General features: G+C 66.8%; 20 protein-coding genes. 7 read left to right on the forward strand and 13 right to left on the reverse strand.

Going from position 1 to position 24,551, the window contains the following annotated elements; all coding sequences use genetic code 11:
* Nucleotides 1-14 precede the first annotated feature (14 nt).
* On the forward strand, nt 15-770 hold the full coding sequence (locus JO391_RS06525; RefSeq protein ID WP_220663518.1) for a DUF4167 domain-containing protein: 756 nt from the start codon (nt 15-17) through the stop codon (nt 768-770).
* Between the two features lie 3 nt (nt 771-773).
* Here the strand turns inward: JO391_RS06525 and rsmA are convergent, their stop codons facing one another.
* From rsmA to lptF, 6 genes are read right to left on the reverse strand one after another with little or no spacing between them, the layout of a single operon-like run.
* Nucleotides 774-1,625 (reverse strand): 16S rRNA (adenine(1518)-N(6)/adenine(1519)-N(6))-dimethyltransferase RsmA, encoded by an 852-nt coding sequence (gene rsmA, locus JO391_RS06530; protein ID WP_220663520.1) that lies wholly within the window; start codon nt 1,623-1,625, stop codon nt 774-776.
* 34 nt (nt 1,626-1,659) lie between these two features.
* Nucleotides 1,660-2,637, reverse strand: coding sequence for a 4-hydroxythreonine-4-phosphate dehydrogenase PdxA (gene pdxA, locus JO391_RS06535; RefSeq protein WP_375155689.1), 978 nt, complete (start codon nt 2,635-2,637; stop codon nt 1,660-1,662).
* Entirely contained in the window at nt 2,634-3,860 is a 1,227-nt protein-coding gene (locus JO391_RS06540) for a peptidylprolyl isomerase (RefSeq protein ID WP_220663524.1), read from the reverse strand. Before JO391_RS06540 ends, pdxA begins: the two co-directional genes overlap by 4 nt.
* 30 nt (nt 3,861-3,890) lie before the next feature.
* On the reverse strand, nt 3,891-6,041 hold the full coding sequence (locus JO391_RS06545) for an LPS-assembly protein LptD (protein WP_220663526.1): 2,151 nt from the start codon (nt 6,039-6,041) through the stop codon (nt 3,891-3,893).
* Nucleotides 6,041-7,138, reverse strand: coding sequence for an LPS export ABC transporter permease LptG (gene lptG / locus JO391_RS06550; protein ID WP_220663528.1), 1,098 nt, complete (start codon nt 7,136-7,138; stop codon nt 6,041-6,043). Before lptG ends, JO391_RS06545 begins: the two co-directional genes overlap by 1 nt.
* Nucleotides 7,135-8,262 carry an LPS export ABC transporter permease LptF gene (lptF, locus tag JO391_RS06555; protein ID WP_220663530.1) on the reverse strand — a complete coding sequence of 376 codons (1,128 nt, stop codon included), beginning with the start codon at nt 8,260-8,262 and terminating at the stop codon, nt 7,135-7,137. The genes lptG and lptF overlap by 4 nt, the downstream gene beginning before the upstream one ends.
* A gap of 182 nt (nt 8,263-8,444) precedes the next feature.
* On the opposite strand from lptF, the gene JO391_RS06560 reads away from it, so the two are divergent.
* Both JO391_RS06560 and JO391_RS06565 read left to right on the forward strand, forming a co-directional pair.
* Entirely contained in the window at nt 8,445-9,911 is a 1,467-nt protein-coding gene (locus tag JO391_RS06560) for a leucyl aminopeptidase (protein WP_220663532.1), read from the forward strand.
* Complete coding sequence (locus tag JO391_RS06565) at nt 9,911-10,384, forward strand: DNA polymerase III subunit chi (RefSeq protein ID WP_220663534.1); 474 nt, start codon at nt 9,911-9,913, stop codon at nt 10,382-10,384. The genes JO391_RS06560 and JO391_RS06565 overlap by 1 nt, the downstream gene beginning before the upstream one ends.
* Here the strand turns inward: JO391_RS06565 and JO391_RS06570 are convergent.
* Together JO391_RS06570 and JO391_RS06575 are read right to left on the reverse strand one after the other, a co-directional pair.
* Nucleotides 10,381-10,878 (reverse strand): GNAT family N-acetyltransferase, encoded by a 498-nt coding sequence (locus JO391_RS06570; RefSeq protein ID WP_220663536.1) that lies wholly within the window; start codon nt 10,876-10,878, stop codon nt 10,381-10,383. The genes JO391_RS06565 and JO391_RS06570 overlap by 4 nt on opposite strands.
* Nucleotides 10,875-13,340, reverse strand: a complete 2,466-nt coding sequence (locus JO391_RS06575; RefSeq protein ID WP_220663538.1) for a penicillin acylase family protein — start codon at nt 13,338-13,340, stop codon at nt 10,875-10,877. Before JO391_RS06575 ends, JO391_RS06570 begins: the two co-directional genes overlap by 4 nt.
* A gap of 78 nt (nt 13,341-13,418) precedes the next feature.
* On the opposite strand from JO391_RS06575, the gene JO391_RS06580 reads away from it, so the two are divergent.
* Nucleotides 13,419-14,291 (forward strand): NAD(P)-dependent oxidoreductase, encoded by an 873-nt coding sequence (locus JO391_RS06580; RefSeq protein WP_220664467.1) that lies wholly within the window; start codon nt 13,419-13,421, stop codon nt 14,289-14,291.
* 469 nt (nt 14,292-14,760) lie between these two features.
* Here the strand turns inward: JO391_RS06580 and JO391_RS06585 are convergent, their stop codons facing one another.
* Both JO391_RS06585 and JO391_RS06590 read right to left on the reverse strand, forming a co-directional pair.
* Nucleotides 14,761-15,336, reverse strand: coding sequence for a retropepsin-like aspartic protease family protein (locus JO391_RS06585; RefSeq protein ID WP_220663546.1), 576 nt, complete (start codon nt 15,334-15,336; stop codon nt 14,761-14,763).
* A 54-nt stretch (nt 15,337-15,390) separates the two neighbouring features.
* Entirely contained in the window at nt 15,391-17,244 is a 1,854-nt protein-coding gene (locus JO391_RS06590) for an ABC-F family ATP-binding cassette domain-containing protein (protein WP_220663548.1), read from the reverse strand.
* 169 nt (nt 17,245-17,413) lie between these two features.
* Here JO391_RS06590 and ndk point away from each other — a divergent pair, with 169 nt between their 5' ends.
* Nucleotides 17,414-17,836 carry a nucleoside-diphosphate kinase gene (gene ndk, locus JO391_RS06595; RefSeq protein ID WP_220663550.1) on the forward strand — a complete coding sequence of 141 codons (423 nt, stop codon included), beginning with the start codon at nt 17,414-17,416 and terminating at the stop codon, nt 17,834-17,836.
* Nucleotides 17,837-17,862: 26 nt separating this feature from the next.
* Here ndk and JO391_RS06600 read toward each other — a convergent pair whose 3' ends face one another.
* Both JO391_RS06600 and JO391_RS06605 read right to left on the reverse strand, forming a co-directional pair.
* Complete coding sequence (locus JO391_RS06600; protein ID WP_220663552.1) at nt 17,863-18,192, reverse strand: TfoX/Sxy family protein; 330 nt, start codon at nt 18,190-18,192, stop codon at nt 17,863-17,865.
* Between the two features lie 366 nt (nt 18,193-18,558).
* Nucleotides 18,559-18,765, reverse strand: a complete 207-nt coding sequence (locus JO391_RS06605; protein ID WP_220663554.1) for a heavy-metal-associated domain-containing protein — start codon at nt 18,763-18,765, stop codon at nt 18,559-18,561.
* Between the two features lie 129 nt (nt 18,766-18,894).
* Here JO391_RS06605 and JO391_RS06610 point away from each other — a divergent pair, with 129 nt between their 5' ends.
* Nucleotides 18,895-21,354, forward strand: coding sequence for a heavy metal translocating P-type ATPase (locus JO391_RS06610; RefSeq protein WP_220663555.1), 2,460 nt, complete (start codon nt 18,895-18,897; stop codon nt 21,352-21,354).
* Here JO391_RS06610 and JO391_RS06615 read toward each other — a convergent pair.
* Nucleotides 21,341-21,775 carry an RrF2 family transcriptional regulator gene (locus JO391_RS06615; protein WP_220663556.1) on the reverse strand — a complete coding sequence of 145 codons (435 nt, stop codon included), beginning with the start codon at nt 21,773-21,775 and terminating at the stop codon, nt 21,341-21,343. The two genes, JO391_RS06610 and JO391_RS06615, sit on opposite strands and share 14 nt — an antisense overlap.
* Nucleotides 21,776-22,122: 347 nt before the next feature.
* Here JO391_RS06615 and JO391_RS06620 point away from each other — a divergent pair, with 347 nt between their 5' ends.
* Nucleotides 22,123-24,531, forward strand: a complete 2,409-nt coding sequence (locus JO391_RS06620; protein WP_259444837.1) for a glycogen/starch/alpha-glucan phosphorylase — start codon at nt 22,123-22,125, stop codon at nt 24,529-24,531.
* The last annotated feature ends 20 nt before the right edge of the window (nt 24,532-24,551 follow it).

The raw sequence follows: 24,551 nt of genomic DNA on the forward strand, positions 1-24,551 counted from the left end.
GATCAAAGGACAAGATGCGCTCTTCCAAGTCCCGCTCGCGTTCCAAGGCGAACCGCCCGCGCACCCTGGGCAACATCATCAACCGGGTTTTCGATTCTTCGGGCCCCGAGGGCAAGGTTCGCGGCACGCCGCAGCAGATCATCGAGAAATACCTCATCCTCGCCCGCGACGCGCAACTGTCGAACGACCGCGTCGCCGCCGAGAATTTCCTGCAACATGCCGAGCATTACACGCGCCTTCTGAGCGAGGCGCAGCGCGAGATGGCGGCCGAGCAGGAAGCCCGGCAGCAGCAGTTCCAGCAGAACAACCAGAACCGTGATCAGCAGAACCGCGATCGCGGCGACCGCAACGATCGCCGCGACGGGGGGGAGTATCGCGACCAGCGTGAACCGCGCTTCGATCAGGGCCGCCCGGATTATGCCGGCACCACCGAATTGATCGAGATCGCCTCTGGCGCCGATGTGATCGACCTGTCCGGCGACGATGACGCGGGCCTTGTGGAAACGCCCGAGGCTTTCGCCGAAGCTCCGTCGGCCGAGCCTGCGGCGCCGGTGGCGGAAGAACCCGCACCCAGGCCCGAACGCGCCGAACGGCCCCCTCGTGGCGAGCGTCCGCCGCGCGCCGACCGCGCCCCGAAGGCCGAAAAGCCGAAAGCCGAGGCCGAGGGTGACGCCCCCGAAAAGGCCGACCGTGGTCCCCGCCGTCCGCGCGGCCCGCGCAAGCCCAAGGCCGAAGGCGCCCCGGAAGCCAAGCCCGAAGCGGCCGAATAAGCTTCAGCCCGGCGCGGGACCGGCGAGGTTCCGCGCCAGCGCACAAAAGGCCTCCAGCCCGATCTCTTCGGCCCGCGCCGTTGGGGCAATCCCGCAGGCCAGAAGCCGCGCCTCCATGTCCGGTGCAAGCCCCTTCAGGCTGGACCGCAGCATCTTGCGGCGCTGGTTGAAGGCCGCCGCCGTCACCCGCTGCAACACCGCCGCATCCGCCGGAAAGCGCGGGGCGGGCAGGGCGACCAGATGCACCACCGCGGAATGGATCTTCGGCGGCGGGGTGAAAGCCTCGGGCGGCAGGGTCATCACGATCCGCACATCGCAGCGCCACTGCGCCAGCAAGGCCAGCCGCCCATAGGCGTCATCGCCCGGCTTCGCCACGATGCGCTCGGCCACTTCCTTCTGGAACATCAGCGTCAGGCTCTGCCAAAAGGGCGGCCAGGCGGGGGGCGTCAGCCAGCGCACCAGAAGCTCGGTGCCTACGTTGTAGGGCAGGTTCGCCACCACCTTCACCGGCGGAGCCAGCCGCGCCGCGACATCCAGCGCCAGCGCATCGCCCTGCACCACCTCCAGCCGACCGGGATAGACCGCCGCAATCTCGGCCAGCGCCGCCATGCAGCGTGCGTCCTTTTCCACCGCCAGCACGCGCCGCGCGCCCTCGGCCAGCAGTCCGCGCGTCAGCCCGCCGGGGCCCGGCCCAACCTCCAGAACGTCCGACCCGGCCAGATCGCCCGCCAGGCGCGCGATCTTCGCCGTCAGGTTCAGGTCCAGCAGGAAGTTCTGGCCCAACTGCTTTTTCGCCACCAGGTCATGCGCCCGGATCACCTCGCGCAGGGGCGGCAGGCCATCAATCGTTCCCACGTCCAATCCTCTTCTGTCGGCCCGTCGTCCCGACCTAGGCTCCCCGCGCCGCTGCCATCGTGGCGGCCATGCGCAGCGCCGCCACCGTGCTGGACGGGTCGGCCAGCCCAAGCCCCGCAATGTCAAAGGCCGTGCCATGGTCGGGCGAGGTGCGCACGAAGGGCAGGCCAAGCGTCACGTTCACCCCGCCGGCAAAGTCGATGGTCTTGATCGGGATCAGCGCCTGGTCGTGATACATGCAGATCGCCACGTCATAGCGCGCCCGCGCGGCGGCATGGAACATCGTGTCAGCCGGCAGCGGCCCGGCCACGGCCATGCCTTCGGCGCGCAGCCGGTCGCACAGGGGGGCGATCCAGTCCATCTCTTCCCGCCCCATCGCACCACCTTCGCCGGCATGGGGGTTGAGCCCCGCCACCGCCAACCGAGGTTGTGCCACGCCGAAATCGCGGATCAGGGAGGCATGGGTGATGCGGATCACCTTCTCCAGTCCCTCGGGTGTCAGCGCGCGCGGCACCTCAGCCAGCGCGATATGGATGGTCGCGGGCACCACACGCAGGCCGGGGCAGGCCAGCATCATCACCACCTCGGCGCCGCCCGCCAGATGGGCAAGGTATTCGGTATGGCCCGGAAAGGCGAAGCCCGCGCCGTCCTTCAACGCCTTCTTGTTGATCGGCAAGGTGCAGACCGCCGAAGCCTCGCCGGATTGCACCAGCGCAACGGCGCGGGCGATCACGTCGATCACCCCTTGTGCCTGCGCCGGATCTGGACGGCCTGGCCGGCGCAAACCCGCGAAGCCATGCGGCAACACCGGCAAGACATCCGGCGGCACAGCGGCGGCTTCACGCGGCACAGAAATCGCCGCCCAGGCCGTGCCCTCGGGCAGATGCAACGGATCGCCGATCCAGAAGAAGGGGAGTTCGCGGCCCAGAACGGCGCGCGCTCTTGGCGCGATCTCCGGCCCTATCCCTGCGGGCTCGCCGCATGTCAGGGCCACGGGCGTCACGGTGCTCACGGCTCGCGGATGACGGCCATGGCGCGAAGCTCGCGCTGCCATGTGTCGGCGGCATTCTGCAACTTGCGGTTCAGAAGCATCACGCGCACTTCCTCCACGGTCGGCACACCTTCCGCAGGCACCGGGGTCCGCGTGCAGAGCATCAGGAAGACCTGCCAGCCGCCGCGCGAAAGCGCGGTATCCGTGTCGCCCGGATCCATCTTCGCCAGCCGCGCGGCCACGTCGCGCGGCACCTGGCCCAGCTTGGCCTTGGTGCGGATCAGCCGGTCGGCCGGCAGATCCTTTGCCACGGTGTACAGGTCGTCGCAGGTATCGACGCGGTTCGCCACGCCGGCCAGCGCGGCGCCCAGATCCGGCCCCTTCGGCACCAGGAACTCGGCCCATTCCAGTTCCTGGTCCGAGCTTTGGGCGGTGGCCCCGTCGGACACGCCTCGCACATAGAACAGAACATAGGACCCCGGCACCGAAAGCACGTCGGAAATGTTGCCGGGACCAAGCGCCAGCACCGAGCTTGCCATGGGACCGGGCAGGTTCGACAGCGGAATCCAGTCAAGCTGCCCGCCTTGCGGGGCGGTGGAAGCGCGAGAATACTTCCGCGCCGCTTCCTCGAACTGCTCCTGCGTGCTCAAGGACGCGCGCAACTCGACCATGAAGGCTTCGGCGTCTGCCTGCCGGTCGGGCGCATAGGGCACAACGATCTCGTTCAGAAGCAGGCGGACCTCGCCCTTGCGGGTCGATTGCGACATCGCGGCATCGACCTCGTTCTGCGTGACGGCGATCAGGGGACGGTACTTCTTCTGCACGGCTTCACGCCAGACAAGACCGGACTTCACGAAATCCCGGAAGGTCTCCGGCGCGATACCGGCCTTCCCGATCTCTTCCACGAACGCTTCGACGGACAGGTTCGCCCGCTTGGCGAACTCTTCCATGCCGGCGGTGACCGCCTCGTTCGCGATCTCGACCTCCAGAAGATTTGCTGCCTGCATGTGCAGCCGGTCGTCGATCAGGCCCTGACGGGCGAGCTCGGGCAGATCGCCGGGCGTGCGCAGCAAGCCAAGGAACTTTGCGCGCTGCTCGATCTCGTAGCCGGTGATGGCGCTGCCGTTCACATAAAGAACCGGCGCGAAGGGATTGTCCTCGGCCGCGCTGGCGACGGGTGCCACCATCGCCAAGGCCAGTGTAAGGGCGATGCGCCTCAGGGTGGATCGGATCGGTGCTGCCATGCCTGTGCCGTACTGCCTGTGCTTGTCCGCCTATCGCCAGCAGGTCCGCGCGGGCCCGCTGTCGCTGTTGCCCAGACCCAGAAGATCGACGGAGATGCCGAAGTCCGTTGAGGGATCGACATTCGTTGAGCTTGTGTAGCGGCGCGAAAGCGAAAGGTCCACCGCAACACATTCGTTGCGGTATTGTACACCGACCCCCGCGCGGATCGGTGCCGAGGCCTGAAGATCGTATCGGCCCAACACGGTGGCATTCCAGGCCGGCGTCACCTGATACGAGGCATCCAGGAAGATTTCGTTGGACGGGATGTCCCGGCCCTCGGATTCGTCGGCCACCGCCCAGAAATAGCTCGCGCCAAGCGACCCCCAGGACCCTACCGCATCCAGTCGGCTCTCAGCCTTTGTGAAGCTCGCCTCGTCGGTAATGACGGCCCGGTTGGTGAAGGCCAGCCCCTCCCGGGCCAGTTGGAACACCGCCAGCCAATCGGATACCGTGCTGGTCAGGCCCGATGCGATGGAAAACTGCTCGTCCGCCTCCACGCGCAGCACCTTGCCGGCCGTCGCCGAATAGATCCAGCCGCCGGTGGTGGCATGGGACCAGTTGAGCCCCAGGTTCAGGTGCGGCCCGGTTTCCACCGCGTCCCAGCCGGGAAAGCGGTCAAGCGAAAGCAGGTTCGTCTCATCGAACTCGACCAGCGTCGAATCCTCGTTGGGGATGCCGCTGTTGTCCTGTGGTGCCAGAACGGCCTGCATCACAGGCTCCAGCGTCTGAAGCGCCCCGCCCGCCGTCGTCCGGCTGAAGGGCCAACGCAACTCCAGCGCGCCTACAGGAAACAGGCGCTGGAACTGGCCGTTGTAGCTGCCGTCCTGGGCGATGTTGTAGACATCCCCCGTGATCGAAGCCTGGGCCGAGGCGAGCAGTCCGTTGCCGGATATCCAGGTGCGCTGCCAGTCGAACGCGACCGAACCGCGCTGCGTGTCGCGCCCATCTGCCACGCCGTCGGCATTCGCATCGTTGGGCAGGCTCGACGCCCGCGCCGCGCCATAGACCTGCACCTCCAGGTTGCCCTCGCCCCCCAGCCCAGGCATCGCAAAGCGCGAGGCCCAGGACACATGGGTGATCGGCGTGGGCAGGGTGCTGTTGTCCTCGCTCTCGCGCAGCGACTGCCAATAGACCGAGTTGGCATTGACGATCTCGTCGCGCTGCACGCGCGTGACCGAAACCACGCTTGGCAGCCGGTCGGCATCCGAGATGTCATAGTCCAGAAGATAGCCCGGATCGCTGACCCCCAGGATGTCGAAGGTCAGCACATAGTCCCGCGGCAGGATCACCGATCCGGTGACGTCGCCATAGCCACGTATTTCGCCCGGCAGGATCTGGTCCTGTGTGATCGCGCCTTCGAATGACAGGTTGGCCTTCGCCCAGGCCTGCCGATAGCGAAACCCGAGCGTGCGGCCGTCGCGGTCGGTCACGAAGGGCGTCAGCGTCAGGTCGCGGTCGTCGGACAAGGCGATGAAATAGGGCAGCTTCAGCCCGTTGCCCAACAGCGAAGAGGTTACCACGCTTGGCACCAGAAAGCCCGTCGCCCGCTCGACCCCTGGCGAAGGGATGCGCAACCGCGGGATCACGGCGACCGGAACCCCTACGACCCGCAGGCTCGCATCCTCGAAATACAGCCGCTGGCGCAGGTCGTCCTGCACGATGCTGCGCGCCCGGATCTCCCACAGCGGCACCGACTCGCCCGCACAGACCCGGCAACTGGATGCCACCGCCCGGTTCATGCGCGAGTACCGCCCGTCCACGCGCTGCACCTCGTTGGCCGCGATCTGCAACTGGTCGCCCATGACCAGCCGTGCCGAGCGCAGGATGCCCTGGCGCAGGTCGGTGGACAGCTCAGCCTCCTCCGCCACCACCACATCGCCCTTGCCGTCGTCAATGCGGATCGGCCCCTCGATCGTCAGCGTCTCGGTGGTGCGGTCATAGACCAGGCGCGAGGCCGTCATCCGCAGCCCGCGGTAGAACACCTCCACCGAACCGTCGGCCACCAGCCGGCTGTCCGCCTCGATCGCCAGCTCGTCGGCCACCAGCGTCGCCAGGGCCTCCTCGGCCTCCTGCGCGCGCGTGGCACCCGCGGCCGCGACAACGCCGATGGCCAGCACACAGATCCGCAGCAGCCGGCGCATCAGCCGTCCTCCAGGTGCAGCAACTGCCCAAGAGACAGCATGACCGCCGCGACAGGGGGTGCCCAGGCCGCCAAGGCCACCGGAATCTGGCCATTCTGACCAAGGACTTGTGCAAAGTTCCGCAGAAAGAAGATCAAGATTCCCGCCAGCACCGCCAACAGCACCATCCGCCCTGTCTGGCCGAACCGTGCGTGGCGCATGGTGAAGCCCGCGGCAATCAGCAGCATCGCAGCAAACAGCACCGGCTGCGCTAGTTCCATCTGGAACCACACCCGGTACTGCCGTGCCGAAAAGCCGGCGCGCTCCAGATCGGCGATAAACTCCGGCAGGTCCCACAGGGCAATGGCCGAAGGCGTTCCGAAACTGTCACGGATGCCATCGGCTGTCAGATCCGACCCGATCCGCGTGCCGTCCGCCAGCGCCGCCGCGCTTGTCTCGGGGTTCTCTGCCAGAAGCGACCATTGCCGTGCCTGCGAAACCAACCAGGCCCCCGGCTCCAGATCCGCCCGCTTCGCCTCGATACGGGTTTCGGGGCGGCCTGCATCATCGAAGGTCAGGAAGGTCACGTCGAACAACTGCGTCCCGTCGCTGTTTGCGCGCCCCGCGTGGATCACCGTCTGCCGCTCGCCGTCGCCCTGCCGCAACCACAGCCCCGTCTCGCCGATCGACAGCGCCCGTCCTCCATCGCCGCTGAACGATGCCCAAAGATCGTCGTACCGCTTCTGCGTCGCAGCCACGAGCGGGTTCAGCACCATGATCGTGAAGGCCCCCGCCAGCAGGGCCATCGCCACCGGCGCCACCAGGAACCGCAGCGCCGAAAGACCCGAGGCCCGCATGACGACCAACTCGCTCGTCCGCGCCAGCCCGATGAACATGGCGATGCCCGCCAGCAGCACCAGGATGGGCAGAATCTGGTACAGGCTGGTCGGCACGTTCAGCGCCGCAAGCTTCAGCGCATCGGTCAGCCCGACGCTGGCCTGTCCCGAACGGCGCAGCTGATCCACGCCGTCGATCAGCACCATCACCACGAAGAACAGCCCCACCACGCGCAACAGCATCACCAGAAAGCGGCGGGCGATATAGATGGCCAGGATCATGCCGCAGCCCCCAGGGCACCGCGCGGAATGCGCCGCGGCCGCTGAGACCACCAGATCAGCAATCCCGAAAGCAACAGACCCAGCATCGGCGCCGCATAGGCCATGGGCCAGCGCCCTGCCGCCGCGCCGGCCCAGGCGGTGGACCAGGTGTTGACCAGCTGCACGGCGATGCCCAGGAAGATCGCGCCCAGTATCTGCCGCCACGGGCCAAACCGGCTGAAACTGCCGACCAGCAGGCAGGAAAACCCGGCCAATGCCGCAGCCGCCGCAAGGAAGGGCTGTGCCAGACGGTTATGCCCCTCCAGCTGCAACTGCGCGACCGACAGTCCCGTCTGCTCCTGCGCCGCCGTATCCGCGCGGATCAGTTGCGCGGTCGTCAGTTCGTCCACATTTCCGCCGCGCGTGACGCTCCTCGTCAGCATGGCGCCGATGTCGATGGTGAAATCGTCGAATCGCGTCACGGCCAGACGGCCCGTGCTGCGGTCCAGTTCCTGCGCCTGACCGTCGACCAGCAACAGCTTGGGGCCGGCATCGCCCCGTACCAGAACTGCCGAATGGGCAAGGTAAAGCGTCGGGCGTTCCGGGCGGCGCGCATCGTCCAGAAGAAAGTCGCGCAGCTCGCCCTGTGGCGTGATCGCACGGATGTAAAGGGTAAGTCCCTTGGCCGGATGCATGAACTCGCCATCGCGCAGGAATTGCGAGGTTATGTTCTCGGCCATCTCCGCGCTGCGGTCGCGCATCTCGGTGCGCGACAAGGGCACAAGCCAGTTCGTCAGCACCAGCATCATCAGGGCGGCGATCAATCCGAAGAACAGCACGGGCCGGGCCAGCCGCGCCGAGGAAAAGCCGGTCGCCTGCATGACCACGAACTCGCTGTCCTGCATCAGGCGGTTGCCGGCATAAAGCGCCGCAACAAAGGCAGAAATCGGCAGGACCAGCTTGATGACGTTGGGCAGGGTCAGCAGCGTGAACTCCAGAAAGACCAGTGCCGTCTGCCCATCGCTCATCAACTGGTCGAACAGCCCGACCGCCCGGTTCACCCAGTAGATCGCCACCAGGACCAGCGAGAAGAAGCCGAACAGCGCGAGAAGCTGGGACAGGAGATATCGGTCGAATCTCGACACCGTCCTCAGTCTCCTGCTCCTGCCGATCTGGCGCCAGAAGCTATCCGAAAGCCGGGGCGGGTTAAACTCCCATCTGGTCAAGACAGGCCGGTGGGGCTAGCGTCCGGCGGAACCTCGCGCCCCGTCCCGCTTTCACGGCCCGGTCATCGGTTGCGGGGCACCGGCCGTTCCAGAGGAAATCCATGTCGCATCCCGTTCCGATCCAGTTCCAGCCCGTCGAACTCGACACGCTTGCCACGCTTCCCGGCCGGGTGGCGCTCATCACGGACGGGAATGCCAAGCCCGCGCTGGCCGCCCGGCTGAACCGGCTGACCAAGGGCGCACTCGCCCGGGCGCTTGGCTCTGACGCCTTCGGCAAGCTCAAGCCCGGCGAGTCGCTCGATCTGGCCTGGCCCGCGGGCATGGCGGCCGAGGTGCTGCAACTCGTGCGCCTGCCGGCCCGCTGCGACGTGGCCACCGCCCGCAAGGCCGGCGCCGCCGTTGGCCGGGCACTCTCTCCCCAAGGGACCACCGTCCTGGCCGGGGCGCATCGCCTTGCCGCCGACATCGCCTTCGGCCTGGCGCTGCGCGCCTATGATTTTCCGGTCTACAAGGGGGGCGAGCAGAAGCTTCCGGGGCTCGTGACCGTGATCTGCGCGGCACCCGAGTCGGTGGCCGCCTCCGCCGCCCCGATGGCCGCCCTGGCCGAGGGAGTGTTCTTCACCCGTGATCTGGTCAACGAACCGGCCAATGTGCTGACAACGGACGATTTTGCCGGACGTCTGGCCGCGATGCAGGACCTGGGGATCGAGGTAGAGATCCTGGAAGAGGCCGATCTGGCAAAGCTCGGGATGCGCGCGCTTCTGGGTGTGGGGCAGGGGTCCGAAAGCCCCTCAAAGGTCGTGGTGATGCAGTGGCGCGGCGGCGCCGAGGGTGCGGCGCCCCTGGCGCTCGTCGGCAAGGGGGTCTGCTTCGACACCGGCGGCATTTCCATCAAGCCGGCCCTCGGCATGGAAGAAATGACGATGGATATGGGCGGCGCCGGCGTCGTCTCTGGCGTCATGCGCGCACTGGCGCTGCGCAAGGCCAAGGCCAATGTCGTGGGTCTCGTCGGCCTCGTGGAAAACATGCCCGACGGTCGCGCGCAACGCCCCGGCGATATCGTCCGCTCGATGAAGGGCGACACGATCGAGGTGATCAACACCGATGCCGAAGGCCGTCTCGTCCTGGCCGATGTGCTCTGGTATGCGCAGGACCGCTTCAACCCGGTGGGCATGATCGACCTCGCCACACTGACCGGCGCGATCATCGTGGCGCTTGGAACCGAAAATGCAGGCGTGTTCTCGAACGACGATGCCCTGTGCGGCGATTTCCTGAAGGCCGCCGCTGCTGAGGGTGAGGGCGCCTGGCGGATGCCCATGGGCGAAGGCTATGACGCCAAGCTGAAAAGCCGGCTGGCCGACATGGTCAATTCCTGCGGCCGCGACGGCGGGTCGATCACCGCCGCCCAGTTCCTGCGCCGCTTCGTCAAGGACGAAACCCCCTGGATCCACCTCGACATCGCCGGGGTCACGCTGGCCAAATCCGATACGGCGCTGGCGCCCAAGGGGGCCACAGGCTGGGGCGTTCTGGCGCTGGACCGCCTGATCCGCGACCGTTTCGAAGGCTGATGGGCGCGGCGCTCTTCTACCACCTGACACAGTCGGGCGCCGAAGACCTCATCGGCGCCACGCTCCTGCCGCGCGCCCTGTCGCGCGGCTGGCGCGTGATGCTGCGCGGCACCGATGCCCGGCGACTGGACTGGTGGGACGAACGACTCTGGCTCAACCCCGAGGACGGCTTCCTCCCCCACGGTCGCGACACCGCCCCGAACGCCGCCCGCCAGCCTGTGCTCATCGGCGAGGGCCCGGCGCTGAACGGCGCGCAGGGGGTGATCCTCATCGACGGCGCCCAGACCGACGCAGCCGAGATCGCCGCCATGGAACGGGTCTGGATCGTCTTCGAAGGCGCCGATGCCGCTGCGGTGGAAGGCGCCCGCGCGCAATGGCGCCGCCTGGCCGCCGAGGGCGCCGGGATGGAATACTGGTCCGACGAAACCGGCCGCTGGCAGAAGAAAAGCGAGCGCCCCGCCACCGCCCCCTAGGCCGGCCGCGCCAGCGCCAGATAGACGGAATCGCACCACTCGTCGCGCCACTGCATCGTGCGCTCCGCCCGGTGCGTCTCGATGAAGCCCAGCTTTGCCAGCACCGCCAGCGACCCCGCGTTGCGCGGATCCACCTCGGCCACCAGCCGCTCCATCCCATGCGTGGCGAACAGATGCGCGACCACGGCCCGCATCGCTTCGACCGCATAGCCCTGGCCCCAGTGATCCGGGTGGATCAGGTAGCCCACCTCGGGCAACTGCCAGGCCCCGGCCTTGCCGATCACCCGGCCTTCCAACGTCACCACGAAATCGTCCGACGGATGCGGCGGCGCCAGCATCCGGCCCAGCCAGACCCGCGTCTCCTCCAGCGTCTCGTGTTCGGGCGTCGACCAGTAGCGCATCGCCTCCGGCCGGCGCAGGCAGTCGTGCAGCGCCTCAAGGTCGCTCTCCCGCGCGCGGCGCAGCACCAGCCGCTCGGTGACCAGCTCCGTCATTCCGGCCTCAGCGTGCTGATCCCCACCGCCGCCGCCCGCGCAAGCTCCGGGTCCAGCGACATCGGCACATATTCCCCGCGCCGCCACAACTCGCCCAGGTCGTCGTAGTGCCGGCTCAACGGATGCCCCGATTGCCCGGTCGAGATGATGAAGACCGACGAATCCGGATCCGAGAAATCGTAGACCCCGCGATACCCCGCCCCATGCACGTTCAGGTAAGGGTTCGGCCCCTCGCCGGCCAGCCGGCCCACCTGCAACGTGTCGCCGTCGCCGCTGGTCGATTGCCGGATGTTCACCAGATGGCGCAGCACCGGCACCTTGCCCAGCACCGGGTGGTCCTGCGCCGCCTGGTGCGCATCGCCCCATCGCCAGCTTTCGATCGCCGGGCCATAGGTCTCGGTCAGCTGCAACAGCGCATCGCTCAGCGCCATCCGCGCGATGTCGGTGCAGGTCTCCACCGCGGCCGACTGGATGATGTCGCACCAGACCGAAGCCCCGCCCTGGTTGCGGAACACCCGCTCGATGAAGACCGGCTGCAATTGCGTGAACCGGTCGGCCAGGGGCCCCAGTTCGTCGCGGATCAGGCGTTCCTGCAAGGCCCGCATCCAGGCGCGATAGATCAGCGGCTCCGGCAGGTGCTCGTTCATCTCGCCGTTCCACTCCGCCAGCATCTGGAGCGCCTGCTGGCTCTGCCGTTCCGGGGTTCCCGCCGGCGCCAGCTCGCCCGTGAACCACAGATCCGCCCCCACCAGCGGCAACAGCGCGCGCGCCGTGGGCGACACCGTGTCCAACTGCGCCTCGATGAAACTTTCGCGTGTATGCACCTCGCGCGCCTTCATCAGCGTCAGCCACCGCTTGATGCGCTGCGTGTCGATCCAGTCATAGGTCACATGCAGCGGGAAGGGCCGGTCGATCAGCTTGTTGTTGGTATTGCCCAGGATACCCGTGGCCGGATCGGCAAAGCGCGGGTTGTCTTCAAAGGGCAGCATCCCCTGCCAGCGGTTCGCGGCAATCCAGCCCGGCTGCGGAAGGCGGCCCTTGCTCTGGCTCGCCGGGTCGCGCGCCGGCATCCGGCCCACCACCTGCAAGGCAATACCCTGCTTGTCGGCCAGCATCAGGTTCTGCACCGGCGTCACGAAATCCCGCGCGGCCTCCAGCGCCGCCGCCACCGACCCCGCCCGCATCACCCCCATCAGCGCCGTCATCGACCGGTCGGCCGGGTCAAACGCCGTCCATGCCAAGGCCGCCACATGGCCCGCGGGCGTCACCCCGGCCAGGTTGAAATGCGATCCGGGCAGAACAGCCCCGTTGTCGGTCCAGCGCAGGGTCACGGTCACCGGATCGGCATCCTTCACCGTGATGATCGACCGCCGCGTCTCGAATGCCTTCCAGCCATCGGGCGTCTCGTATTGCTCGGGATTGTCGGGGTTCAGCTTCTCGATGAAGAAGTCCTGCACGTCCGCGCCGGTCGTGGTCAGACCCCAGCCCAGAACATCCGACCGCCCGACGATCACCGCCGGTATCCCCGGCACCGTCGCGCCGATCACATCCCCCGTCGTCAGGTGCAACCGCGCCAGGTACCAGATCGAGGGGGCCGAGAAATCCAGGTGCGGATCATTGGCCAGAAGCGAACCGCCAGCGGCCGAGCGCGCGGGCGCCGCCGCCCAGGCATTCGAGGCCCCGCCAAAACCGCCCTCGGGCATCAGCCCAAGAGGCAGGTGCGCCGGTCCCGCCTCCGCCTGGCGCACCGGCAGGGTCGCCCCCGGAAAAAGGCTCGCATAATCCGGCAGCGCGGCAATCGGCTGGTCGGGATCATCGGGCAGGATGTCGGCCAGCCGCTCCGGCGACAGGATCATCGCCATCTCGGCGCGCAGTACTTCGGCCTCTGCGGCATGAGACACCGAAACCGACATCAGCTTCAGGATGGCGAGCGAATCCGCAGGCTGCCATGCCGCAATCTCGGGCGAGAAAAGAAAGAACTCGGGCGCGCCCCGCCCGCGCGCCCCGGCGTTCACCTGCTCGATCCAGGCATTCACGCCCTGCGCATAGGCGTCCAGCGCCGCCTTGGTGTAATCGTCCTGAACCTCCACCGATTGCGTCGCCTGCGAGTAGAAGTCGAAGCGGCGCATCAGTTCATCGCTTTTCAGCGTGGCCGAACCGAAGATCTCGGACAGACGCCCCTGCACGGTGCGGCGCATCACCGTCATCTGCCACAGCCGGTCCTGCGCATGGGCAAAGCCCAGGGCAAAATACACGTCGTCATCGGCGGTGCCGAAGATATGTGGCACGTCGTCGTTGTTCCGCACGATCTCGACCGGGGCCGAGATACCGGCCACGGTGAAATCCTCGCTGTAGTCGGGCAACGACCGCGACAGGAAATAGTAGGTGATCGCCAGCGCCGCCACGGCCAGCAACGCAAGGCCGGTGAAGATCCGCAGCAGCCAGCGGAAAAGCGTCAGCATGGGCGATCCTTGACCTCGCGATTGGCATGGGTTCCTAGTCCAAGTTCACAGGGGTGGCAATTGCAGGAGGCGATCACGATGGCGCGGGTGGCATTTCTGGGCTTGGGCGTGATGGGCTTTCCGATGGCGGGCCATCTGGCCGCAAAGGGGCATCAGGTCACGGTCTACAACCGCAGTGCGGCCAAGGCTGCCGCCTGGGTGGCGCGGCACGGCGGCACATCGGCCGCCACGCCGCGCGAAGCGGCGGCGGGGGCCGACTTCGTGATGGCCTGTGTCGGCAATGACGACGATCTGCGCGCGGTCTGCCTTGGCCCCGACGGCGCCTTTGCCGGGATGGGTCAGGGCGCGGTCTTCGTCGACCACACCACGGTTTCCGCGCAGGTGACGCGGGAACTTGCCGAAATCGCGCGTGCCCAGGGAAAGGGCTTCGTCGATGCGCCGGTCTCGGGCGGGCAGGCGGGGGCCGAGAATGGTGCCCTGTCCATCATGTGCGGCGGGACCGAGGCCGACTATGCTCTGGCCGAGCCGGTGATGGCATCCTATGCCCGCATCTGCCGCCGTCTGGGCGACAGCGGCGCGGGGCAGATCGCCAAGATGATGAACCAGATCTGCATCGCCGGCCTCGTTCAGGGCCTGGCCGAGGCGCTGCATTTCGGCCAAAAGGCCGGCATGGACGGCGCCGCCGTGGTCGAGGTCATCAGCCAGGGCGCCGCCGGCAGCTGGCAGATGGTGAACCGCCACAAGACCATGCTGGAAGGCAAGTTCGATTTCGGCTTCGCGGTGGACTGGATGCGCAAGGATCTTGGCATCTGCCTGTCCACCGCCGACGAAATCGGCGCCAGCCTGCCAGTGACGGCGCTGGTGGACCAGTTCTACAAGGACGTCCAGCGCATGGGCGGCGGCAGGGGCGACACCTCCTCGCTGATCCGCCGCCTGAACGAAATCGGCTGAAGAAAGGGTCATGTGTCGGAAGTCCTGAAACGGCGATCCTTCGCGGAAGGATCGTCAAAGCCGGGGTTCGGGCTTGCAAGAGCACCTGCACCGGTCGGGAATCGCAGTCCCTGCAAACCGGTCGCTTGCTGCCAACAGGTGAGGTCCGCCGACAGGCGGATCCTTCAAGGACCTGTCGCGGCAGAACAGCCGGACCAGCAAGGCGACGGGTCGGCGCAAGACGCGACCCCGCATCACCCTTCGCCGCGCACCAAGACGCGCTGCGCTATCCGGGCGTCGGACGAGGCATGGTGCAGGCGCAGGTCTGCGACCGCAATCCCGCTGCACTGCTGTCGGTGTTGTTCGGCGACCTCGTCAGCGCGGTCGCGTCCACCATCCCCAGGCATCGTGAAGTGTTAAGTCCAAGTTAAGACGCTTCCGTAACGCATTGAAATCATTAAGTCCGAGGGGGCGTCCGAGCTCGGACGCCTCACCGGGCCAGCACCATGGTCCCCTTGTCGATGGTCACCGTGAAGCCCCTCAGGTAGTCCATCCCCAGAAGCGAGCCGAACATCTCCCCCTCGTTGACCCAGGCGGTCACGTTCCGGTCCTCGAAGGGCCCGACCGCCAGGCTGTCCAGCGTGACCCGGGCACTGCGGACCGGCCCGTTCGCCGTCTGGGCCACCCCGTCATAGACCAGGGTCTCCAGGTCGATCCCGATCCTGCGGGCATCCTCCTTGGTCAGCACGATATTGGTGGCCCCGGTATCCACCATGAAGGTCACCCGCGTCCCGTCCACCTCGGCCACCGGATAATAATGCCCATCGGGAGCCCGCGGGATCTCCAGCGACCCGGCACCGGTCACCTGCTGGAACCCCCCGATCTGCCCCCGCATGTCCTGCCACAGCCCGTAGCCGACCATCACCGCCAGGAAGATCATCGCCCAGGCCAGCAGCGTCCGCACAGCCGCCCCTAGGCGCCGGCGGTACTCGACCATGACCCAGCCCCCGATGAACATCAGCAAGAGCACAAGATAGGCCACGCGGCCCAGGGTATCGCCATCCATCCACGGCCCTCCGGTTCCTGCCCGATATGGGGGCGGCCCCGCCGCTGCTCAAGCTCAGCCGCCCGCCGCCGCCTCCAGCCGCTCTTGCGCCCTCAGCCACAGCGCCTCGGCCCGGTCCAACCCCTCCATGACCTCGGCATACTTGCGGTTCCAGGTCTCCAACTCGCCCGCCTTGGCATCCTCATACAGAGCCGGATCCGCCAGCTTGGTCGCCAGCCGGTCCCGCATGTCGTTCAGCTTCTCCAGCCGCTCCTCGCATTTGCGGACCTCGGCCTTCAGCGCAAGGATTTCGTCACGGCTGGCCTTGCGCGGCTTTTCCACGGGCTTCGCCGCGACCTTCGGGTCGTCATCTGACGACAGAAGCATCCGGCGGTAGGCTTCCAGGTCTTCGGTATAGGGCGTGACCGTGCCGCCCTTCACCAGCCAGAGCCGGTCCGCCACCAGCGACAGAAGGTGCATGTCGTGGCTGACCAGGATCACCGCGCCCGAGTACTCCGTCAGCGCCTCGACAAGCGCCTCGCGGCTCTCGATATCCAGGTGGTTGGTCGGCTCGTCCAGGATCAGCAGGTGCGGCGCGTCGATGGTGGCCAGCAGCAGCGAAAGCCGCGCCTTCTGCCCGCCCGAAAGCCGACCCACGACCGTTTCGGCCTGATCCGCCATCAGCCCGAACCCGGCCAGCCGCGCCCGCAGCTTGGCCTGACCTTCTTCCGGCCGCACCCGCATGACATGCTGCAGCGGCGTCTCGTCGATGTGAAGCTCGTCCACCTGATGCTGGGCGAAATAGCCGATCCTCAGCTTCGAGGATCGCACGATCCGGCCTTCGCTCGGCTCCAGCTTGCCGGCCAACAGCTTTGACAGCGTGGACTTGCCTTCCCCGTTTCGGCCCAGAAGCGCGATGCGGTCGTCCTGGTCGATGCGCAGCGACAGACGTCGCAGAACAGGCGGGCCACCATAGCCGACCGCGCCGTTTTCCAGCGTGATGATCGGCGGCGAAAGTTCTTCGGGCTCGGGGAAGGTGAACACCACCTTCTTCGCCTCTTCGGGCGCGATGATGGGCGTGAGCTTTTCCAGCATCTTCACCCGGCTTTGCGCTTGCGCGGCCTTGGTGGCCTTTGCCTTGAAGCGGTCGACAAAGCTTTGCAGATGGGCGCGCCGGGCCTCTACCTTCTTGGCCTCGGCCGCCTGCAGCGCGCGGCGCTCGGCAAACTGGCGGGCGAACTGGTCATAGCCGCCCTGCCAGTAGGTCAGCTTGCGGTTGTCCAGGTGCAGGATGCCTTGCACGGCGCGGTTCAGAAGGCCCCGGTCATGGCTGATGATGATGACGGTGTGCGGGTATTTCTGGAGATAGCTTTCCAGCCAGAGCGCGCCCTCGAGGTCGAGGTAGTTGGTCGGCTCGTCCAGAAGCAGATAGTCGGGCTGCGCGAAGAGGACACCTGCCAGTGCCACGCGCATCCGCCAGCCGCCCGAGAAATCCGAACAGGGCCGGGCCTGCGCTTCGGTGTCGAAGCCAAGACCGCGCAGGATGGCAGAGGCGCGGCCCTCGGCCGACCAGGCGTCGATGTCCGACAGACGGTGCTGGATTTCGGCGATGCGGTGCGGGTCGCTTGCGGTTTCCGCTTCGGCCATAAGGCTCGCGCGTTCGGTGTCGGCGGCCAGTACGGTATTGAGAAGCGAGACATCCGAGGACGGCACCTCCTGCGCCACGCCGCCGATGCGGGCGCGAACAGGCATCAGGATCTCGCCGCCCTCCAGCACCAGTTCGCCCCGGATCAGCTTGAAGAGCGTGGTCTTGCCAGCGCCGTTGCGGCCGACAAGGCCGACCTTGTGACCGGTTGGGATGGTGGCCGAGGCGCCCTCGAACAGAGGCCGGCCTTCCACGGAATAGGAGATGTTGTCGATGCGCAGCATGGGCGGGGCTTGCCGCAAGCGGGGGGCAAGGTCAATGGCGGGCGGCGCGATGCCCCCCTCGTGCCAAGCCATCGGCGCGGGGGTTTTCAAGCCGGGGGGCGCATGGTAGCAGGGCCGCGCATTTCCGGGGCGGGCAGGGGCCTTCCCCCCAGACACAAGGACGCCGAAAATGGCTATCGAACGCACCCTTTCCATCATCAAGCCCGACGCGACCAAGCGGAACCTGACCGGCAAGATCGTTGCCAAGTTCGAGGATGCCGGCCTGCGCGTCGTCGCCTCGAAGCGCATCCATCTGACCCCGGCCCAGGCGGGCGAGTTCTATGCCGAGCACAAGGAGCGCGGCTTCTACGGCGAGCTGGTGGCCTACATGGCTTCGGAACCGGTCGTCGTGCAGGTTCTGGAAGGCGAGGGCGCGATTGCCAAGAACCGCGAAGTGATGGGCGCGACCGATCCGGCCGCTGCCGCCGAAGGCACCATCCGCAAGGAATTCGCGCTGTCGAAGGGCGAGAACTCGGTCCATGGATCGGACAGCCCGGCTTCGGCCGCGCGCGAGATCGCCTTCTTCTTCTCGGGTCTTGAACTCGTCGGCTGAGCCGCCCTTCCGGACTGGCGCCGCTTCTAGCGGCGTTCGACGACGCCAAAGAACGACAGGGCCGCTTCCATTTCGGAGCGGCCCTTCGCATTGGTGCCGGCTTTCAGCGCATCGAAGCGCGCGCGCAGGGCCTTCTTCTCGTCACCCTGACAATCGTTCCAGGGCCGACCTTGCAGGCCCATGACCAGCGCATAGTAGCCGATGAAATGCGGTGGGTGTCCGGCCATCAGCCAGAGACGATAGGCCTCATCGGCCCCTAGGTCCCGGAGCTGCTCGGCCGAGGTGATCCCGGCCTTGGCGAAGGCTGCTTCTGTGGCTGGTCCGAGGTTGGGGATGGTGGAGACGGGGCTTGGCATGGCGCGAACAAAATGAAAACAGGGCCAGCTTGCGGCTGACCCCGTGTTCCGTCAAGACCCTGACAAGGTGTCAGATCGAGGCCCAGTCACCGAGAATGGGCTTCGACGGGGCCGGGTGGCCCGGCTGGGTCGGTTTTGGAGAGGATTGACCCTGCTGCTGGCTGGGGGTCGAGGCGCCACCTTGCTGGGGCGCGGAAGAGGTTGCCATCTGACTGCTCCGTTCTGTGGCTTGTCGCGGGTTTTTCCGCCTGTTCCATCAGTCACTGCCAGAATTATGGCAGATTCTTGACAGTGCAAGCGCGCGCGGCGGCGCATTACGCCGGTGTGACCGGACAGACAACGAAAATCCGCACCAACGGCGGACAGTCACGCAGCCGTGACGACCTCGGCCGGGAATCCGACCTCGTCCAACGCGCGGAGCATGGCTTCGGGAGCGGCGGCGCCGCCGACCTCGACCCTATGGGCGGCAAGATCGACCGTGACCTTCGCCACGCCGGGAAGGCCGGACAGCGCGGCTTCGACCGAGGCCTTGCAATGGCCGCAGGTCATGTCTGGTACAGAAAGCACGGTCATCGGGGACTCCCTTGGATTCTGCGCTCAGCATAGGCCCGCTTGCGCCAGCGGCTCAAGACGGACCGACGGTCGCAGGCACTTGACCTGGCGCGAGCGCGGGCGCCATGTCCGGGCAAGGAGACTGCGCCCATGACTGACCTGGCCCCAAGCATCCCGGTGGCGTCCGACCAGAAGACCACGCGGCTGAAACTTGAAGGCCTGTCCTGTGCCTCTTGCGTTCTGCGGGCGGAGCGGGCCTTGCAGGCGGTGGCGGGCGTAAGCGATGCGCAGGTGAACCTTGGCACCGAAACCGCCGAGGTCCGCCACGATCGCGACGTGAGCCCGAGCGTGCTGGCCGGGGCTTTGGCACGGGCCGGCTACCCTGCCCGGACGGTGACCATCGACCTGGCGGTGGACGGGATGACCTGTGCCGCTTGCACGGGCCGCGTTGAGCGGGTGCTGAAGGCTCGGCCCGGTGTTCTGGCGGCCTCGGCCAATCTGGCGACGCGCAAAGCGCAGGTGACGCTGTTCCAGGGCGCGGCGGATGCGGAAGCCCTGGCCACGGCGGTCACAAGGGCAGGTTATGCCGCGCATCCGCTGGAAGAAGGCGCACCCGAGGCACCCGGCGCGGAGGAGGCGCGGCTCTGGCGCGCCGCGGCCCTCGCTTCGGCCCTGACCCTGCCGGTGTTTGTGGTGGAGATGGGCGGGCATCTGGTTCCGGCCTTTCACCACTGGCTGCACGGTACCATCGGCCAGCAGCCGCTTTGGCTGGCCGAATTCGTGCTGACCACACTTGTTCTGGCCTTTCCGGGGCGGCGCTTCTTCGCAAAGGGGCTGCCGGCACTGGCGCGTGGCGGACCGGACATGAACAGCCTGGTGGCGCTTGGCGCCGGGGCCGCGTGGCTGTGGTCGACGCTGGTGACGTTGGCGCCCGGCCTGATCCCGCCGGCCTCGCGAGCGGTCTACTTCGAGGCGGCAGCGGTGATCGCCACGCTGATCCTGATCGGCCGCAGCCTGGAGGCGCGGGCGCGCGGACGGGCCGGTGCCGCCATCGCTCGGCTGGTGCAGTTGCAGCCGAGGACGGCGCTGCTGATGATCCAGGGCGACGAGCCACGTGAGGTGCCGGTCGCCTCGCTGGTGCCTGGTGCGCAGGTTCTGATCCGTCCGGGCGCGCGGGTGCCGACGGATGCGGTGGTCGTGGGCGGGGCGTCGTTGGTAGACGAGTCCATGCTGACGGGTGAGCCGCTGCCAGTCGCCAAGCAGCCTGGCGACCGACTGACCGGTGGAACGGTGAACGGGAACGGCGCACTGACGGCCGAGATCGCTGCGGTCGGGGCCGAGACCGTACTGTCGCGAATTGTGGCGATGGTGGAAGAGGCGCAGGGGACCAAGCTGCCGGTGCAGGCGTTGGTGGACCGGGTGACGCTGTGGTTCGTGCCGGTGGTCATGGCGGTGGCGGCGATGACCGTGACCGTCTGGCTGATCGCGGGGCAGGGTATCGCTCCGGCCCTGGTGGCGGGGGTGGCGGTGCTCATCATCGCCTGCCCTTGTGCGATGGGGCTGGCCACGCCGGTTTCCATCCTCGTAGGTACCGGGCGGGCGGCGGAACTGGGCGTGTTGTTCCGCCGGGGCGACGCGCTGCAAAGGCTGGCCGAAGTGCGCCGCGTGGCCTTCGACAAGACGGGCACGCTGACCGAGGGTCGGCCTGTGGTGACGGCGATCGCTGTCCAGCCGGGTGAGGATGAGGCGCGGGTGCTGGCCGAGGCGGCAGCGGTAGAGGCGCGGTCCGAGCATCCGCTGGCAGCCGCCGTTCGCAAGGCCGCAGCGGATCGCGGGCTGACGGTGCCCACGACGCAGGGGTTCGCCGCGGTGCCGGGGCAGGGCGCCTTTGCCGAGGTTTCAGGGCAGAAGGTCTCGGTCGGCTCTGCCCGGATGTTTACCGCCTTGCCTGAGGGTTTGGCGGAGGAGATTGCTCGGCGCACAGCGTCAGGCCAGGGCGTGTTGCTTGCCGGCCGAGACGGGCGCGTGACCGGGTTGATCGCAGTGAGCGATCCGGTGAAGCCGGTGTCGCGTGCTGCGGTATCCGCACTTTCGGCAATGGGATTGTCGGTCGTCATGGTGACAGGCGATGCCGAGGGCACGGCGCGCAGCGTGGCCGGGGTACTTGGCATCGGCGAAGTGCGGGCAGGCGTCCTTCCCGAAGGCAAGGCCAAGGCGGTGCATGACTTCGGCCCCGGCACGGCCTTCGTGGGCGACGGCATCAACGACGCCCCCGCGCTGGCCGCCGCCGATGTCGGCATCGCCATGGGCACCGGAACGGAAGTGGCGATCGAGGCGGGCGAGGTGGTGCTGATGCGCGGCGACCCTGCCAGCGTGGTCGACTCAATCCGGGTGGCGCGGGCCACGATGCGCAACATCCGCCAGAACCTGGTCTGGGCTTTCGGCTACAACGTCGCACTGATCCCGGTGGCGGCAGGCGTTCTGGTGCCCTTCGGCGGGCCGCAACTCTCACCGATGCTGTCCGCCGGTGCGATGGCGCTGTCGTCCGTGTTCGTTCTGTCGAACGCGCTGCGACTGCGCCGGGTGAAGGGCGGGCTCACGCCACCTTGAGCAGGTGGACGAGTTCGGTGTTGCCGGTCACAAGGTCACGGACCGTGGTGCGGTCCAGCACGGCGTAAAACGCCTCCAGAGCCTCTTGCAGCACGCATTTCAGGCTGCAGCAACCGATCAGCGGGCAGGTGTTTTCCGGGCCCGCCTGACATTCCGTAAAGGGAAGCACCGCCTCGAAACTGCGAAACACTTCGCCCACGCGGATGTCCTCGGCCCGGCGACCAAGCGTCAGCCCCCCCGAACGGCCGCGCACAGTCTTGAGATAGCCGGCCCGGGCCAGAAGGTGGATCACCTGCGCCAGATGGTTCTCGCTGGCGTTGCACGTTTGTGCGATCTCTTGCTTGCGGACGGTCCGGCCCGGATTGGCGGCGCAGAACATCAGCGTGCGCATCGCAAGGTTTGTACGGGTTGTCAGTCGCATTCCTCGCCCTCCCGGCTTGCGGTTGCTACAAGGTGACAGTCTGCGGAGATGTCGGCATTGATCCAGATCATGCGCCCCAAATGAACCAATTGCCTGATATCGTGCAGGTCGCGCCCTGATTTGCGGCATGTCCCAAGGAAAGCCTTGGCGCCGGCCACATCCTCTCAAAGCGCTTTGATTATTGTAACAATCGGAAATGATTAACAAAAATAATGTCGCTTTCCTGTTGGGTTTGCGCTAGCAAGAAAGCGGGAGGAATGACCGTCCTGCGACTCTGCCCCCAGGAAGGACCCGTGCGGCTTGACCGCAACGGGGCCGGGAGTAGCGTATTTCGCAGATGCGGCGAAATGATGGGCAAAGTCTTGAACGACCTTAGCGTGACCCCGAACCTCCTCAAGGCTGAAGTGCTGCGGCACCTCACCTTCACGCTCGGCAAGGATACGCCGAACGCCTCGCTTTACGACTGGCGCATGGCGCTAAGTTTCGCGATCCGCGACCGGATCGTCGAGCCTTGGTTCGCCTCGACCCGCCGGACCTGGGCCGAGGATCGAAAGCGCGTCTATTACCTGTCGATGGAGTTCCTCATCGGCCGGCTTCTGGAAGACGCCTGCGTGAACCTTGGCCTGCGCGAGATGGCGGAAGAGGTCATGGCCGAGTTTGGCCAGGATTTCCGCGCGATCATCGAGGATGAACCTGATGCCGCGCTTGGCAACGGCGGGCTCGGACGTCTTGCCGCCTGCTTCATGGAAAGCATGGCGACGCTTGGCTGTCCGGCCTATGGCTATGGCATCCGCTATGAACACGGGCTTTTCCGTCAGCGGTTCGAGGGTGGCCAGCAAGTGGAAACGCCCGAGGACTGGCTCTTGATGCGCCATCCGTGGGAGTTTGAACGCCCGGAAAGCCAGTACACCATCGGCTTCAAGGGCGAGATGGCCACGCGCGATGGCCGCGAGGTCTGGGTGCCCGGCGAAACCGTGCTGGCCACGGCCCATGACACGCCTGTCGTGGGCTGGCAGGGCAAATGGGCCAATACCCTGCGTCTTTGGGGCGCCAAGCCCACCACGCTGTTCGACCTGGAACGCTTCAACCGAGGCGACTTCGCGGCGGCGGCCGAGCCCGAGGCGCTGGCCCGCACGCTCAGCCGCGTGCTCTACCCCGACGACACGACCTACCAGGGCAAGGAACTGCGCCTGAAGCAGGAGTTCTTCCTGACATCCGCTGCGCTGCAAGACATCCTGCGCCGCTTCAAGGCTGCGCATTCCGACGTGCGCAAGCTGCCGAACCATGTCGCCATCCAGATGAACGACACGCACCCGGCCATCGCCGGGCCGGAACTGATCCGTCTTCTGATGGACGATCACGGCGTGCCGTTCGAGGAGGCCGCGCCGATTGCGCGGGAATGCCTGGGCTACACCAACCACACGCTTCTTCCGGAGGCGCTGGAACGGTGGGCGACGTTCACCTTCGGCAACGTCCTGCCGCGGCACATGCAGATCGTCGAGCGCATCGACGCCTGGCACAAGGACGAAAACTATCACCGTCCGCACTACATCGGCATCGTGAAGCATCACGAGGTGCGGATGGGCGAACTCGCGTTCATCATGGCGCACAAGGTGAACGGGGTCTCGGCGCTGCATTCCGAACTGGTGAAGAAGAACCTCTTCCCCGAGTTGAACAAGCTGCACCCCGGCCGCATCATCAACCAGACCAACGGCGTCACGCCCCGGCGCTGGCTGAAGATGTGCAATCGTCCCCTGTCCAGCCTGATCACCGAAACCATCGGGCCGGGCTGGGAGGATGACCTCGACCGCCTCACCGCGCTCGAACCCCATATCAGCGAAAAGGGCTTCCGTGCCCTGTTCGACTCCGCCAAGCGCACGAACAAGATCGCCCTGTCGCACTGGATCAAGGATCATTGCGGACTGACGGTCAGCCCCGATGCCCTGTTCGACGTCCAAGTCAAGCGCATCCACGAATACAAGCGCCAGCTGCTGAACATCCTGGAGACCATCGCGCACTGGCACCAGATCAAGGCCGCGCCCAAGGGCAACTGGGTCCCGCGCGTCAAGATCTTCGGCGGCAAGTCGGCGCCGGGCTATTTCGTCGCCAAGGAGATCATCCATCTCATCAACGACGTGGCGCGCGTGGTGAATGCCGATCCCGAGACGCGGCATTTGCTGACCGTGGTCTATCCGGCGAACTATAACGTGAGCATGGCCGAGCATCTGATTCCGGCCGCCGACCTTTCGGAACAGATCTCAACCGCGGGCAAGGAAGCCTCGGGCACCGGCAACATGAAGTTCATGATGAACGGCGCGCCCACCATTGGCACGCTGGATGGGGCCAACGTGGAGATTCTGGAACAGGTCGGTGCCGAGAACTTCTTCCTGTTTGGCCTGACCGCCGAAGAGGTCATGCGCCGCCGCGAAGACCCCGAACATTCGCGCAAGGCGATCGAGGCAAGTCAGCCTTTGCAGGACGTCTTGCAGATGATTGCCGAGGGTCGCTTCTCTCCCGACCAGCCAGACCGCTATCACGGGCTGGTGCATCGGGTCTGGCACCATGACTATTTCCTCGTCGCCAGCGATTTCGACGCCTATCATGCGGCCCAGGCCCAGGTGGACATCGCCTTCGCCGACCGCGACCGGTGGCTGCGCATGGCGGCGATGAATACGGCCCGGTCGGGCTTCTTCTCGTCCGACCGGACAATCCGCAGCTACATGAAAGACATCTGGTCCGTCACTTCGGCCCTTTAGGGTCGGGGCGGCGGCCCGCA

Origin of the sequence: Neotabrizicola shimadae, from assembly GCF_019623905.1 — a bacterium.
Lineage (GTDB): Bacteria > Pseudomonadota > Alphaproteobacteria > Rhodobacterales > Rhodobacteraceae > Neotabrizicola > Neotabrizicola shimadae.

Excerpts from the sequence above, each read along its gene's own strand:
- JO391_RS06525 (WP_220663518.1), top strand. The coding sequence starts at position 15 with ATGCGCTCTTCCAAGTCCCGCTCGCGTTCCAAGGCGAACCGCCCGCGC.
- JO391_RS06540 (WP_220663524.1), bottom strand. The coding sequence starts at position 3,860 with ATGGCAGCACCGATCCGATCCACCCTGAGGCGCATCGCCCTTACACTG.
- JO391_RS06545 (WP_220663526.1), bottom strand. The coding sequence starts at position 6,041 with ATGCGCCGGCTGCTGCGGATCTGTGTGCTGGCCATCGGCGTTGTCGCG.
- lptG (WP_220663528.1), bottom strand. The coding sequence starts at position 7,138 with ATGATCCTGGCCATCTATATCGCCCGCCGCTTTCTGGTGATGCTGTTG.
- JO391_RS06560 (WP_220663532.1), top strand. The coding sequence starts at position 8,445 with ATGTCGCATCCCGTTCCGATCCAGTTCCAGCCCGTCGAACTCGACACG.
- JO391_RS06565 (WP_220663534.1), top strand. The coding sequence starts at position 9,911 with ATGGGCGCGGCGCTCTTCTACCACCTGACACAGTCGGGCGCCGAAGAC.
- JO391_RS06570 (WP_220663536.1), bottom strand. The coding sequence starts at position 10,878 with ATGACGGAGCTGGTCACCGAGCGGCTGGTGCTGCGCCGCGCGCGGGAG.
- JO391_RS06575 (WP_220663538.1), bottom strand. The coding sequence starts at position 13,340 with ATGCTGACGCTTTTCCGCTGGCTGCTGCGGATCTTCACCGGCCTTGCG.
- JO391_RS06580 (WP_220664467.1), top strand. The coding sequence starts at position 13,419 with ATGGCGCGGGTGGCATTTCTGGGCTTGGGCGTGATGGGCTTTCCGATG.
- JO391_RS06585 (WP_220663546.1), bottom strand. The coding sequence starts at position 15,336 with ATGGATGGCGATACCCTGGGCCGCGTGGCCTATCTTGTGCTCTTGCTG.
- JO391_RS06590 (WP_220663548.1), bottom strand. The coding sequence starts at position 17,244 with ATGCTGCGCATCGACAACATCTCCTATTCCGTGGAAGGCCGGCCTCTG.
- ndk (WP_220663550.1), top strand. The coding sequence starts at position 17,414 with ATGGCTATCGAACGCACCCTTTCCATCATCAAGCCCGACGCGACCAAG.
- JO391_RS06600 (WP_220663552.1), bottom strand. The coding sequence starts at position 18,192 with ATGCCAAGCCCCGTCTCCACCATCCCCAACCTCGGACCAGCCACAGAA.
- JO391_RS06605 (WP_220663554.1), bottom strand. The coding sequence starts at position 18,765 with ATGACCGTGCTTTCTGTACCAGACATGACCTGCGGCCATTGCAAGGCC.
- JO391_RS06610 (WP_220663555.1), top strand. The coding sequence starts at position 18,895 with ATGACTGACCTGGCCCCAAGCATCCCGGTGGCGTCCGACCAGAAGACC.
- JO391_RS06615 (WP_220663556.1), bottom strand. The coding sequence starts at position 21,775 with ATGCGACTGACAACCCGTACAAACCTTGCGATGCGCACGCTGATGTTC.
- JO391_RS06620 (WP_259444837.1), top strand. The coding sequence starts at position 22,123 with ATGATGGGCAAAGTCTTGAACGACCTTAGCGTGACCCCGAACCTCCTC.